Origin of the sequence: Pseudoalteromonas sp. SG44-17 (genome assembly GCF_014164235.1) — a bacterium.
In the GTDB taxonomy this organism is placed as follows: domain Bacteria; phylum Pseudomonadota; class Gammaproteobacteria; order Enterobacterales; family Alteromonadaceae; genus Pseudoalteromonas; species Pseudoalteromonas rhizosphaerae.
In genome coordinates this window covers 88819-102823 of record NZ_JACJEV010000008.1, presented here as the reverse complement: position 1 = coordinate 102823, position 14005 = coordinate 88819, and the positions used below count along the sequence as shown (strand labels likewise).

Below are 14005 nucleotides of genomic sequence, written 5' to 3'. Positions count from 1 at the left end.
TCCTATGCGAATTGGCGTGTTTCGCCTTCGCCATCTACATTGCTAACACAACGACCACAAATTTCTGGATGCGCAGGATTTGCACCTACATCATCACAGTAATGCCAACAACGTTCGCACTTTTGTGCATCAGTAGCTGATACGCTGATGTATAAGCCTTCAATTTCAGTTGTTTGAGTTGCATCTGGTTGTGTATCAACAGCTGTAACAGTAACGTTAGATGTTAAGAATACAAAGCGAAGCTCATCACCCAAAGCTGCTAATTTAGCTGCAAGCTCTGCATTGGCAAAAATATTCACATTAGCTTGGAGTGTCGCACCGATCACATCTTCTTTACGTGCACCTTCTAACACACGGTTTACTTCATCACGCACAGTAAGAATCGTTAACCAATCGTCATTACTAAACTGGCCTTCGCCAACCGCTTTTAAGCCATCATACCAAACTGAAGTAAACACATATTGGTCACGTTCACCTGGCAGTGCTTGCCAAATCTCTTGTGCGGTAAAGCTCATGATTGGCGCCATCCAGCGAGTCATAGCTTCGGCAATATGATATAGAGCTGTTTGACATGAACGACGGGCATGACTATCACTTTTCGCTGTGTATTGACGGTCTTTGATCACATCTAAATAGAATGAACCAAGCTCACCAGTACAGAAATTCATTAGCTTTTGCGTTACTTGGAGCATTTGGTAACTTTCGTAAGCCGCCAAAATTTCATCTTGTAATTGCGCCGCACGGCCAACAATCCAACGATCAAGTTCAACCATGTCATCAATAGCTACTTGGTCAGTTTTAGGATCAAAACCACTTAAGTTAGCGAGTAAGTAACGGCTAGTGTTACGAATACGACGGTAGCGATCCGCAGAACGGTTGAAGATTTCATCTGATACGGTCATTTCTGCAGTGTAATCAGTTGAAGCAACCCACAAGCGTAAAATATCTGCACCGAGTTTATTCATCACATTCTGTGGTGAAATAACGTTACCTAGCGATTTTGACATCTTACGGCCGTTTTCATCAACAGTGAAACCGTGAGTTAGCACTTGACGATATGGTGCATGACCATTAATTGCCACTGACGTCATCATTGATGACATAAACCAACCGCGGTGTTGATCTGAGCCTTCTAAGTATAAATCAGCTGGACCAACTAAATCTTCGCGAGCATCAACCACACAGGCGTGCGTTACACCAGAATCAAACCATACATCTAATGTATCTTGCACTTTCATGTATTGCTGAGCATCAGCTTCACCAAGTAAAGTTGCAGGCTCTAAGTCATACCATGCTTGAATACCGGATTTTTCAACCAGCAGGGCTGCTTTTTCAATCAAAGCTTGAGTATCAGGATGAAGAGCACCGGTGTCTTTATCAACAAACAGTGCAATTGGAACACCCCAGGTACGTTGACGCGAAATACACCAATCCGGGCGACCTTCAACCATGTTTGCTATGCGGCTTTCGCCCCATTCTGGCAACCACTGAGTGTTTTTAATCTCTTTTAATGAATCTTGGCGCAAATTAGCTTGATCCATACTAATGAACCACTGCGGCGTTGCACGGAAAATAATTGGCGTTTTATGACGCCAGCAATGCGGGTAACTGTGCGTTAAGGCATGGTGATGCATAAGCGCATTACGCTCAGTCAGCACATCAACTACACTCGCATTGGCTTTGAATACATGTTGACCTGCAAAAAGCTCAGTGTCAGGTAAATAAACACCATTTGCACCAACCGGGTTAGCCACCTCTAAGCCGTATTGTAGACCTGCCACGAAATCTTCTTGACCGTGGCCAGGTGCTGTATGCACGATACCCGTACCAGAATCAGTAGTAACATGATCGGCCACAATCACTGGTACATTAAAATCATAAAATGGATGCGCCACTTGTAAATTTTCAAGTGCTGAACCCGTTACATAACCTAATACGTGAAAGTGCTTAAAGCCGTAGCGATCCATTGCATCTTTAACTAGCTCTGACCCTATAATCAAACGCTGCTGCGCGCCTTCATCATCAACTTGCACTAAGGCATATTCTAGTTCAGCATGTACGGCAACCGCACGGTTAGCTGGCAGTGTCCATGGTGTAGTTGTCCAGATCACTGTACTGACTGTACCTTTACCTTCATGATCGGCTTTTAAATCAAGGGCACTAACAACGGCTGCTTGATCAACAAACTCAAAACGCACATCAATCGCTGGTGATTGCTTATCTTGATATTCAACCTCAGCCTCGGCCAATGCAGAACCACAATCAGTACACCAATGCACAGGCTTAGCGCCTTTGTGTAAATGGCCTTTTTCGATGATACGTCCAAGCACACGAATTGCGTTTGCTTCGAAGTCAAAATTCATGGTTAAGTAAGGCTTATCCCAATCAGCAAATACGCCTAAACGTTTAAAATCAACTTTTTGGCCTTCAACTTGTTTTTTAGCGTATTCACGACATTTCTCACGGAATTCTGCAGCCGTGACTTTAACGCCTGGCTTACCCACTTTTTTCTCTACCATTAATTCAATCGGTAGACCATGGCAATCCCAACCAGGTACGTAAGGCGCATCAAAATCAGATAAGGTTTTTGATTTAACAATAATATCTTTTAGAATTTTATTTACTGAATGACCTAAATGGATATCGCCGTTCGCATACGGAGGGCCGTCATGCAAAATAAAGGTTTTTTTACCTTTCTTAGCGTTGCGAATTTGACCGTACAGGTCGTCTTCATACCATGTCTTAAGCATTTTTGGCTCACGTTGTGCCAAATTGCCGCGCATTGGAAACGTCGTTTCCGGTAAATTCAAAGTATGCTTGTAGTCGCTCATTAATCCTAGTTTCCGTATCGGCTACCTAATTTAAACCAAAACACTGTTTAGCGGCAGCAACATCAGTTGCTATTTGTGCCGTCAATTGTGTTAATGTCTCGAATTTTTTCTCATCGCGAAGCTTTTTAATTAACTCCACGTGCATAAACTGTCCATAAATATCTTGCGCAAAGTCGAACAGATGAACTTCTAATAATGCGCGTGTTCCATTAAATGTGGGTTTGTTGCCAATATTTGCAACCCCATACACTGTTTTATCGTTTAACGTTACTTGTACCGCAAACACCCCATTTACAGGGCATACTTGCCGCTTTAACGCAATATTTGCAGTTCTAAAACCTAATTCACGACCGCGTTTCCAGCCATGGATCACTCGCCCTGATATTGCGTAATCATGACCTAGCATCGCTTTGGCTTGCGCTAACTGACCTTCAGCTAATGCTTGGCGGATCAAGGTGCTGCTTACTCTAGCATTTAATTGCCGAAAACTCGCGGTGCTTTTTACATCCATATGAGCCGCGAGGCCCATTTTTTTTAGTAAATTAAAGTCACCTTGGCGTCTTTTACCAAAGCGAAAATCATCACCTACGGTTAGCGCTTTGACACCCAACTTGTTGATCAGTATTTCTGTCACAAATTGCTCAGCTTGCATATTGGCAAATTGCTGATTAAAACTAATACAAATTACCCGTTCAACGCCTAACTTTGCTAACAGACCTAGCTTATCGCGTAACCGCGTTAATCGAGCTGGCGCATTATCTCTGGCAAAAAACTCTTGTGGCTGAGGCTCAAATAACATTACCGTACTCGGTAAGTTATATTTTTTAGCGTCATTGAGTAATCCATTGAGTACTTCACCATGACCTAAGTGCACACCATCAAAATTACCAATGGTCAACACACAACCATAATGCTGTGTGCGAATATTGTGGATACCTCTAATTAACTCCATGCCACCTAATGCCTTTGTAAGCGTTATGTACCGAGTAAAATTTCACTTGGGTTACAGAATCACCGATTATACCCAAACCACCTCAAGATGCGAGTTTCAGTTGATTTTTTTAGTCTGATTGAGCACTAACAACGTTTTTTATGGTATTTAGTCTTACCCCGAGTAAAAACAACACTAAAAAGTACACCCCCCCTGCCAGAGCGAGTAAACCTATCAATAAAACAACTTGCTCACTAAAATGCCACTGACGCCATAAAAACTGTGTCGCAGCGTACCAAACTACAGCCCCCATCAATAAGGCGGCGAGCAAACATTTGCAGGTAAACAATAAACTAAAACGCGAAAACTGATAAACCTGCTCTTTGCTTAATTGACGATAAAGCAGGTACGCATTACAACTGGCCGACATTGAAGTCGCAAGCGCCAATCCTAAGTAACCTATAAACGGTGCTAACATAATATTAAAGACCATGTTCAACACCAGCGTAATAATGCCAATACGCACCGGAGTTTTAGTGTCTTGACGTGCATAAAATCCCGGCGCTAAAACTTTGATCAACATAAAACTGACAAGCCCAACAGAGTAAGCCATCACCCCTAAACTCACGGCCTGAACATGATCGACATCCCCTTGACTAAACGCGCCATGATCAAATAATACAGAAATGATTAACGGGCTAATGATCATCAAACCAATCATCGCAGGTAAGCCTAAAAAGATCACAAACCGCACTCCCCAATCTAAGGTGTGCTGAAAATCGCTGCTTTTTTCGCTGCTATGTAATTTAGATAGCGCAGGTAAAATAACCGTCGCGATACCAATGCCAAATAACCCCAGTGGAAATTCGATTAGGCGGTCAGAATAATATAACCAAGCAATTGACCCTGTCATTAACAATGACGCAATCATGGTATCAAGCAGTAGATTAATTTGACTAATAGATACCCCAAACAACGCCGGTAACATTAACTTACGGACTTTTTTTACATTTTCGTCCTGCCAGGCCCAACGTGGTTTACTGAGCATTTTCGCTCGGTACAGAAACGGCAATTGAAACAATAACTGCACCACTCCACCGACAAACACACCAATAGCTAGCGAATAAGCACCAACCGAGAATTTATCGTGTAATAAGATTGCACAGGCAATAATCGAAATATTCAACAGCACTGGCGTAAAGGCCGCAACAGCAAAACGATTATAAACATTCATCACCGCGCCACTTAGTGCAACAAGACTTACAAAAAATAAATAGGGGAACGTTAGCTTAAGTAAGCTACTGGCTAATACAAATTTTTCACCGTCTGGGCCACCTTGCCACCACTCAATAAACCACCCAGTACCAAATAGTGCTGCAATAATTGGCGATGCAATTACACCGATAATAGTTACAACCAGTAAAATAGTACCAAGTGTGCCAGCGGCTTGAGCAACAAACAGCCTGACTTTGTCGTCTCCTTGTTGCTGTTTGATTTCCGACAAAACTGGCACAAATGCTTGCGCAAATGCCCCTTCAGCAAATAAGCGGCGCAAAAAGTTGGGAATACGATTAGCGAATAAAAAAACGTCGGCGGCAGCACCTGCGCCAAGTAAATTTGCGACAACAGCATCTCGCACTAATCCTAAAACACGCGATATCATTGTCATTGCACTTACAATCATACCGGAACGAAATAATCCTTTTGCCACACTAAACCTGCTTTAAAACCAACGATAAAACCAATTATGCCACAGTCTTTTTTATAAATCGCTCTAAAGCACTAGGCTGAACTCACCGCCTTTGTTACAATAGCGGTATTAACTGTGCTAGAGCGGCAAATTGATGTTCGTTATATAGGAGCAGTTTTTCTTGGTATGTCAAATTTTTATTGACATTCACGATTAAAAAAGGCATATTCCACGGCCTTTAAATTAAGCTTATTTTAAGATTGTTAGGAGCAAACCTTGGCTAACATCAAGTCTGCAAAAAAACGCGCTATCACTAGCGAAAAAAACCGTCAGCATAACGCAAGCCGTCGTTCAATGATGCGTACATACTTCAAAAAAGTAGTTGTTGCTATTGAAGCGGGCGACAAGGAAGCTGCACAGCAAGCTTTCGCAGTTGCTACACCTATTTTAGACCGTTATGCAACTAAAGGTCTAATTCACAAAAACAAAGCAGCTCGTCATAAGAGCCGCATAGCAGCTAAGATCAAAGCGCTATAATTTGTTTTTGCTAGAATATAAAAAACCGGTCTTGACCGGTTTTTTTATATCTATCATTTAACGCTTAAAATTATTTAAACACTGTTGTTGCGTTAAACAACGTCTAATTCTGGATAAAACTTTTTCAACATTGCCGCTATTTTCTTCGGTGTAAATGGTTTTACCACAAATCCTTTAGCCCCTTTATCGATTGCATCTTTAACATTCTCAACCGTTGAGTGAGCCGATACCATAACGACATTAGTTTGTGGGTTTATTTCATTGATCTGCGCGATAATCTCTTTACCATCACCGTCTGGCAACTCAATATCTAAAAAAATAATATTATAATCGGCCGCTTGGCAAGCACTTATACATTGCGCAGCTGTCGACGCTTCTCTAACATTTTCAATACCTAAGTGCATTAATGTTTGATGGAGAAAGCTGCGCACTGTTCCAACATCATCCACTATTAAAATTGAAAGCTGCGTATTCATTGTTGATCCCCGTAGGTTATGAACTAGGTTTAAGTTATTATGCTTAATAACTTTTCTAATTTAATAATCTCATTATAGAGAGCTCTGCTTAAAAGGCCAGATTTGCTTTATGTCAAATAATATAAAAAAACAATCCTTGCTAGGAAAAACGCCTCAACGAAAAAAACCAACGGCACCAACTAACAAGCGAAAAGCGCCTGCTCAGGCAAACGTCACGCAAGCACAAACACAAACTGCTAGTAGTGAATTAACTGAAACAAAAAAAAGCCGCACAGGCATTATTGTAGCGGGTGTTATTGTGTTTGCTATTTTAGTTATCCCCAAACCACAGTTATTAACCTATGAAAAATTAGGATTAGTAACGCAAAGTGTATATTGGCCGGGACTGTTTGGTTATGGCGCCATGTTATTTGACTCAAATTTGCAGCCAAATGCCGATTTAGCGCGTAATAGCCTTTATTTATGTCAAAACAATAAGCAACCAGATACTTGTCAAAAATATCGAGTAACCGAACAAGCCGGCTTTTTTTCTGCATTACAAAAATTAATTTTGGATTAAAAAAACTAATCTGAAAATATAAAATTACTTGGTTGAAAGGTGCGCAAAATATCAACATAATGGCGCTCCTTTTTTCAACACTTGAACAACGATACAACCATGCTAAACGAGCTAGATTGGCTTTTAAATATTATCCTGTTAGCCCTAGGATTAGGGGCGTTTTTTATCAATCAATTAACAATACTGCGTGTAGCGGCGATCAGCGCCTGTGCTTTACTGTTTTTGTCATTTAGCTTGGATTTAATGTCGTCGAGTGTTATTTCAAACATGAGTTTAGTGTTGATAAACACGTTTTACTTGTTCAAGGTTTATACCTTTGGGCAATTAAATGTGCCGCAAAATTAATATCTCTCCCTAGATAATTTTATGTACCCTACCGGGCTTTGCTCGGTAGGGTATTTTTTTGCGCGAATAGAACTTGGGCAGCAAAATGAACTAAGTTAAAATCATCGGCGTATTATGCTACTTTGGGTATCACTATGCCTTTAACTGACTCTGATTTATTTTTAACGTCTATGGAAGACGTTGCTCGCCTAGATCACGATACGATCGAACCATCACAACACTTAACTGGCCCCTCTTTAGCCCAGCAACAAAAACGCAAAGCCGCAGAATTAAATTTAAACATCGATGAAAATTATCTACGTAGTGAATTAGTCGAGCTATTAGAGCCTAATGCACTATTGAGTTATAAAAATGCGGGAGTGCAAGATGCTGTATTTAAAAATCTTCGATTAGCTAAGTATCAGCTTGATGCGACACTTGACTTACATGGCCAAACACTAAAAAACGCACGCCAAGCCTTATTTGAATTTATAACTGATTGCCAAAAAAGTAATATTCGTGTGGTAGTGATCCGCCACGGCACTGGTATCAAAAACAAAAAGACCCCTGGGGTGTTAAAAAGTTATACCAATAAATGGCTACAAGAAATTGACTGCGTATTAGCCTTTCATAGTGCACTTAGGCATCATGGTGGCAGTGGTGCAAGCTATGTGTTAATTAAAAAAAGTGATGAGAAGAAGAGTGAGAACCGGGAGCGTCATAGTAAACGCTAACCCGGCTTCGTTATCAATTGTTGGTTCTATTTATTCTGTTTGGCTTTGTAAAACGGGGGCTTGTTCACTTGCATTAGCTTGATTAAACCATGCAGACACACCCATTAAGACCACTGAAATAACGATAATACTAAATTTAACGCCTGTTTGATGCTGTTTCATTGTACACCTTATTATTATTGTTAGTGTTTTTTGAGTTAACTAGACTAACTAAAATTACAGATGTTAACAAGATGTACTACGCTATTGTCGCTGAACTTTTAATAACCTTTTGTTCTATCAACCTGATTATTTAATTTAAGGCCTGTTTTCATACGTTGTACATTATTAGCAATCTGCTGCGTTACAGTTTCCAGATCAGACAATGCCGCGCAATGGGGAGTCATTGTAACCGCTGAATGATGCCAAAAAGGATGCTCTGCAGCTAATGGCTCTTGTGCAAAAACATCCAATGTTGCTCCTCTTATAATTTGATTATCTAATGCCCAAAGTAAATCGTCTGCAACGACGTGCTGGCCTCGCGCTACATTGATGAGCACGGCATGACTTGGTAGCTGCATTAATAAGTTGCGATTAATAAAGCCCTTCGTTTGCGTGGTTAGTGGTAATAAACACACGAGATAATCAGCCTGTGCTAACAAACTTGGTAACTCACTTACTTGATGAATACAATTTACTTCGGGTATATTTTTAGGGCTTTGTGAAAATGCACTTACGGTAAAATTATTAGCCAGTAAACGTTTAGCGCAGCTTTGTCCTAACTCACCAAAACCTAAAATCACAACATGATTATGACTATAAGCGCGTTTTGGCAGCCATTGTCGTTGTTGTTGCTTAATCACATAGTCTTTAAGCCTTAACTTATGCGCTAAAATATGGGTAAGCACATACTCTGCCATATCATGAGCTAAATTTTCATCAACGATGCGTGTCACAACGACATTGTCAGGGAGTAAGTTTAAATCAATGCTATCGACCCCTGCGCCAAATGAAGAAACTACTTTTAAATTCGGTAGTTGTGCCCACATATCTGCAGGTGCCAGCCAAGCAAGCACAAATTCAACATCCTCTAAGTTATCACAGTCTGGCCACTGTGAAATTTTTACACCTGGTAATTTAGTCGCTAACGCAGTAATAATTTTACTGCAATCACGTCCACTAATCGCAACGAGTACGCTCATGTTATGCCTATAGAGTTGTTGATTTGCAAAGAGTATAACCTTTGTTAAAACATTTAATCTAATCGAATTACTGCTCGGCTCTTTAAAAAGTCACACAACTGCAACCTAATTGTCATGGCAAGCTTTTACTCTGGCGATATATTGATCACCATATGCAAACGAGGTAATTATGATCAGTGTTGATAAAGTAATCGCAGCAAATCTACCACAATTAGAAAACTCACCTAAAGTAAAAAGTTTAGTTAAAAAAGGGTTAGGTTATTTGCTTCACGAACAAGAATTTGTTGCATTTGGTGATGCCTACCCGCACTTACAAGGCATTGAGTTTGTTGAGCAAGTGTTGGATGAACTAGATTTTGATACTCGCTACAAACCAAAGCAGATTGAGAATATTCCTAGTGAGGGTAAGTTAGTTATTGTTGCTAACCACCCTATTGGCTCTTTAGATGCACTGGCATTAATTAAAGTATTATCAAGTGTTCGTAAGGATTTAAAGGTCGTTGCCAATCGCATGTTAATGTCAGTTACGCCAATGCACTCATTATTACTGCCGGTCGATAATTTATCGGGTGACAGTAAAAAGCAAGAACTCAATAATATCCACCAGCACCTTAAAGAAGCTGGGGCCATTCTCATTTTCCCAGCAGGTGAAGTGTCGCGTTTAAGCCCTACCGGAATTAAAGATTGCAAGTGGAATAGTGGTTTTTTACGGATCGCAAAAAAAGCCAATGCGCCAATTTTACCGATTTTTATTAAAGCCAAAAATAGCCCACTTTTTTATGGCACATCGATGATTTACAAGCCTTTAGCGAGTTTATTACTGGTTAAAGAAATGTTTAAACAACGACAAAAATCATTAGAGTTTGAAATTGGCGCATCGATACCTCCAGAGTCTTATTTAATTGAAAACCTTAAAGACAAAGAAGTAGTCAATCTGATCCGTAAGCAGCTTTATGCACTTACCTCAAAGAAAACCTTACCGCTTAAAACACAAGCACCCATCGCCTCCTCAGAATGCCGCAAGGAACTAAAAAAAGCCATCGAACAGTGTGAGCTATTAGGCACAACTCAAGACGGCATGCAGATATACCTTTATCAATATCAAGGCAGCTCAGCGATTTTCAGAGAGCTTGGCCGGTTACGAGAGATTTCGTTTCGCACTGTTGGTGAAGGCAGTGGTAAGCGTCGTGATATTGATAAGTACGATATGGATTATCAGCACTTGGTTTTATGGGACGGCTCACAACTTGAATTGGTTGGCGCATACCGACTTGCTTGTGCTCAAGCTATTATTGATAAACACGGCCGCAAAGGTTTATATACTGATAGCTTATTTTCTTACAGTCATGCAATGACTCCTTACTTTGCTGCAGGTATTGAACTGGGTCGCAGCTTTGTACAACCTAAATACTGGGGTCGTAAAAGTCTTGATTATTTATGGTATGGGATTGGCGCGTTTGTGAAAAATTATCCTCAGTATCGCTACCTCTATGGCGCAGTCAGTGTCTCTAACGCGTTGCCAGAACCAGCCAAAGCCATGTTAGTTCATTATTATCAGCATTATTACGGCGCTAAGCAGGTTATAGCTACACCTAATAATGAGTTCAAACTCACAGAGCAGCAACTCATACAGTGCGCAAATCTATTTAGCGGTGATGATGTCAAAGAAGACTTTGTTGAGCTCAAACATGTGCTCGCAAACATGGGTGCCCAAGTACCCACTTTATTTAAACAATACACCGAACTATGTGAGCCTGGCGGCGTACAGTTTTTAAGTTTTAGTGTTGATCCTGATTTCAATAATTGTATTGATGGCTTAGTGCTTGTTGATCTTGAAAAAGTAAAAGAAGGCAAAGCAAAAAGATATTTAGGAAAGAACTAAGAACGCAAAGGTGTATAAAATAAGGACGACCAGCCATCTAGCTTATTTACTATACCCAAGCCACCTCAAGATACAGAATTCAGCGTTTCACAGGGGCTTAATATCAAGGTGTTACTTTGCAAGAATGGCAATCCCTTTTAAGAAACAACGATGAGAGTAAGTCCCTGTGAAACGCCCAACGGGTTGGTTTAAAAGCGATTTATACTGCGTTATTGATTTTAACAATAGAACCACTATTACTTGCAATCAATGCCTTGCCTAAATCGCTTTTAATTCCAACTAAAACTCGCATCTTGATGTGGTTTGGGTATATATCCGTAACGTGAATTTGCGTTCGCTGTATGCTATCAAAAGTAGTTTTTATGTGCAGATATGATAAAGTGGTTGTACACAAATTGTTGACAGAACAGCTATGAAAAGGTCCCTGCTATTTTTATCTTTTATCATTATTTTTTCGGTAGTTAGCATTCAATTATTGGTGATACCTCATTTTGAAAGTAACGTCAGGTACCCTACTGAAAAATGGGCTTTAGAGTTTTTAACATCAGGCTCTACGGATCTTCTTGCACAACAATTACAATCCATACCTAAACACCAGAGAATGGCCTACTTACAAAACATACAAGCTAATTTTGGCTTTGAACTTACTTTACAAGACTATCAACAAAGTGATTTTTCAAGTGAGCAACAATCTTGGCTCGCAGAGGATAAAATTTGGGGTGATCCGCAAACAGATTTAGCATATCGAAAAATAGATGACGAACAGCTATTAGTAATTGTAAAACCCAATACGGTTCCTAAGCATCTGATCAACGAAGCGCAACGTTGGATGATGGGCTCTTTTTACCTACTGAATAATATGCTGATGCAACACCCACAGCAGAGCTGGCCGTCGATAATTGATTCGCTCAGTGATGATTTTACATATCCCGTTGCACTGATGACATTGAGTGAGTTAACTTACACAGAGCAACAAATAGCCCAATTAAAAACAGGAGCTATTGTGACCATATCAACTGCGGATTCTGATTTTATTGGCTATCCCGCTGACATTGCCGTTCAACGCATCAAAAATAGCGATAAAGTAATTGTACTTGGCCCTTTTAGCCCTCAACTAAAGGGCAAAGTGGTGTACATGTTAAGTATCTTTTATTTTATATTCGGCTTTTTTCTGCTTATACCAATTATAATATGGTTAATTCCTGGCTGGCGCTCTATGTTATCGCTCAATAAAGTGGCGATATTACTTGGACAAGGTAAATTTGATGCTCGCGCTAAGCTAATTCGTTTTAGCCATCTAAACCACTTGTCCAAAACGTTTAATACCATGGCCGAAAAAATACAACGCCTTATCTCTTCTCATAAAACTCTGATCAATGCTGTATCACATGAATTGCGAACTCCCATCGCACGCATTGAATTCAATGTTGAATTACTTAGAAATAGTACAACCAATGACTATCAACTAGGGCAACTAGAGCGGATTGAATTATCTTTGAATGAACTAAATTCATTAGTGTCAGAAATGCTTACACATGCTCGATTTGAGCGCGAAATACCCACTCTTACATTTGCAACCGTTGAACTTAATCATTGGATAAAACAAGAGTTAATCTGTTGGCAAGAAGCCAACCCTGATACTGAGATTGTTTTACTTGAACAAGGCGTTTGCCATGCAATGATTGATAAGTTTTATATGAGCCGTGCATTAAGTAATTTAATGCGCAATGCCATAGCGTATGGAAGAAACCATATTCAAGTAAGCTATGAACAAACCGCAAAAGGCTGGCTGATTTGTGTTGCTGATAACGGTGATGGTATTCCTTTACCCTGTGCTGAGAAGGTATTTGAACCATTCTATCGAGAAGATCAAAGTCGTAATTTGCAAGTCGGTGGAACCGGACTAGGCCTTGCAATCGTTAAACAAATTTTAGGCTGGCATGAAGGAACCGCGAGTGTTGAGCCATCCAGTTTAGGTGGTGCATGTTTCATACTAAATTGGCCAGCCAAACGCACACATCGATAATCCACATAGAGAACAAGAAATGAAAACAAAGATTTTAGTGGTAGAAGATGATTTACCGCTTGCTGAGTCAATTCAAGAGTATTTAACGATTGAAGGCTATCAGGTTGAAATAGAATCAAATGGCGAGCATGCGGTCTCCCGTATTCTTCAGTGGCAGCCAGCTCTGGTGCTGCTTGACGTTATGTTACCGAACAAGGATGGCTTAACGGTATGCCGCGAAGTAAGGCAGTCATACAGCGGCTATATTTTGATGTTTACTGCACGAGAAGAAGAAATTGATCAGGTTGTAGGGCTTGAAATTGGTGCCGACGATTATTTACTAAAGCCGGTGAAACCTCGCTTACTACTGGCAAAAATTAAAGCTTTTTTAAGACGTGGACATCCCACAGATCCACTCGCCATAAAGCCACAAACGAAAGAGTCTATAACGTTTGGGCAATTAATCATTAATACGCACAACCGAACTGTCTCTTTAGCAACGCAACATATCCAGCTCACAGACGGCGAATATGACCTACTGCTACTGCTTGCTAAAAATGCAGGAGTTATTCTGTCACGTAGTGACATTGTTGAAAAAATAAAAGGTTATCACTATGATGGAATTGAACGTGGTGTTGATAATCATATTAGCCAGTTACGCAAGAAGCTCGGTGATAATGCGCGTAACCCAATAAAAATTAAGACTATCCGTTCCAAAGGCTACTTATTTGTAGTTAGTGCGTGGTAGTTCTAGGTGGATATGGCGCTATATCTCCAACATGGGAGTAGCGCCTTTTAAAGACTTGAACTGTGGATAATACATCTATCTCAGCAACTATTTCACACTAACCAGAG

General features: G+C 40.3%; 13 protein-coding genes. 7 read left to right on the top strand and 6 right to left on the bottom strand.

Annotated features, from left to right (window positions below):
• Positions 1–2 precede the first annotated feature (2 nt).
• The 3 genes from ileS to murJ form a co-directional block, all read right to left on the bottom strand.
• A complete protein-coding gene (gene ileS / locus H5182_RS08190; RefSeq protein ID WP_182759867.1) occupies positions 3–2831 on the bottom strand; it encodes an isoleucine--tRNA ligase in 2829 nt (942 codons plus the stop codon).
• Positions 2832–2856: 25 nt separating this feature from the next.
• Positions 2857–3783: a bifunctional riboflavin kinase/FAD synthetase gene (gene ribF, locus H5182_RS08185; RefSeq protein ID WP_145237272.1), complete on the bottom strand. Its 927-nt coding sequence runs from the start codon at positions 3781–3783 to the stop codon at positions 2857–2859.
• A gap of 109 nt (positions 3784–3892) precedes the next feature.
• A complete protein-coding gene (gene murJ, locus H5182_RS08180) occupies positions 3893–5431 on the bottom strand; it encodes a murein biosynthesis integral membrane protein MurJ (protein WP_392352530.1) in 1539 nt (512 codons plus the stop codon).
• A gap of 297 nt (positions 5432–5728) precedes the next feature.
• On the opposite strand from murJ, the gene rpsT reads away from it, so the two are divergent.
• The gene (gene rpsT / locus H5182_RS08175) at positions 5729–5989 is read left to right on the top strand and encodes a 30S ribosomal protein S20 (RefSeq protein WP_145237275.1); all 261 of its coding nucleotides are present in this window, start codon (positions 5729–5731) and stop codon (positions 5987–5989) included.
• A 92-nt stretch (positions 5990–6081) separates the two neighbouring features.
• On the opposite strand, the gene H5182_RS08170 is transcribed toward rpsT, so the two are convergent.
• Entirely contained in the window at positions 6082–6465 is a 384-nt protein-coding gene (locus H5182_RS08170; protein WP_145237278.1) for a response regulator, read from the bottom strand.
• Between the two features lie 109 nt (positions 6466–6574).
• Between H5182_RS08170 and H5182_RS08165 the strand changes: the two genes are divergently transcribed.
• The 3 genes from H5182_RS08165 to smrA all read left to right on the top strand — a co-directional run bounded on the left by H5182_RS08165 (position 6575) and on the right by smrA (position 8082).
• Complete coding sequence (locus tag H5182_RS08165; protein WP_145237281.1) at positions 6575–7024, top strand: hypothetical protein; 450 nt, start codon at positions 6575–6577, stop codon at positions 7022–7024.
• 99 nt (positions 7025–7123) lie between these two features.
• Positions 7124–7369 carry a hypothetical protein gene (locus tag H5182_RS22330; RefSeq protein WP_145237284.1) on the top strand — a complete coding sequence of 82 codons (246 nt, stop codon included), beginning with the start codon at positions 7124–7126 and terminating at the stop codon, positions 7367–7369.
• A gap of 134 nt (positions 7370–7503) precedes the next feature.
• On the top strand, positions 7504–8082 hold the full coding sequence (smrA, locus tag H5182_RS08160) for a DNA endonuclease SmrA (protein ID WP_182734410.1): 579 nt from the start codon (positions 7504–7506) through the stop codon (positions 8080–8082).
• Between the two features lie 30 nt (positions 8083–8112).
• On the opposite strand, the gene H5182_RS22325 is transcribed toward smrA, so the two are convergent.
• Both H5182_RS22325 and H5182_RS08155 read right to left on the bottom strand, forming a co-directional pair.
• Positions 8113–8244, bottom strand: a complete 132-nt coding sequence (locus tag H5182_RS22325; protein ID WP_257325490.1) for a hypothetical protein — start codon at positions 8242–8244, stop codon at positions 8113–8115.
• A 98-nt stretch (positions 8245–8342) separates the two neighbouring features.
• Positions 8343–9263, bottom strand: a complete 921-nt coding sequence (locus H5182_RS08155; protein WP_182734413.1) for a glyoxylate/hydroxypyruvate reductase A — start codon at positions 9261–9263, stop codon at positions 8343–8345.
• Positions 9264–9432: 169 nt separating this feature from the next.
• Here H5182_RS08155 and H5182_RS08150 point away from each other — a divergent pair, with 169 nt between their 5' ends.
• The 3 genes from H5182_RS08150 (at position 9433) to H5182_RS08140 (ending at position 13898) form a co-directional block, all read left to right on the top strand.
• Positions 9433–11145: a lysophospholipid acyltransferase family protein gene (locus H5182_RS08150; RefSeq protein WP_182759866.1), complete on the top strand. Its 1713-nt coding sequence runs from the start codon at positions 9433–9435 to the stop codon at positions 11143–11145.
• A gap of 412 nt (positions 11146–11557) precedes the next feature.
• Positions 11558–13171 (top strand): ATP-binding protein, encoded by a 1614-nt coding sequence (locus tag H5182_RS08145; protein WP_182759865.1) that lies wholly within the window; start codon positions 11558–11560, stop codon positions 13169–13171.
• Between the two features lie 19 nt (positions 13172–13190).
• Positions 13191–13898 carry a response regulator transcription factor gene (locus H5182_RS08140; protein WP_182717074.1) on the top strand — a complete coding sequence of 236 codons (708 nt, stop codon included), beginning with the start codon at positions 13191–13193 and terminating at the stop codon, positions 13896–13898.
• Positions 13899–14005: the final 107 nt, after the last annotated feature.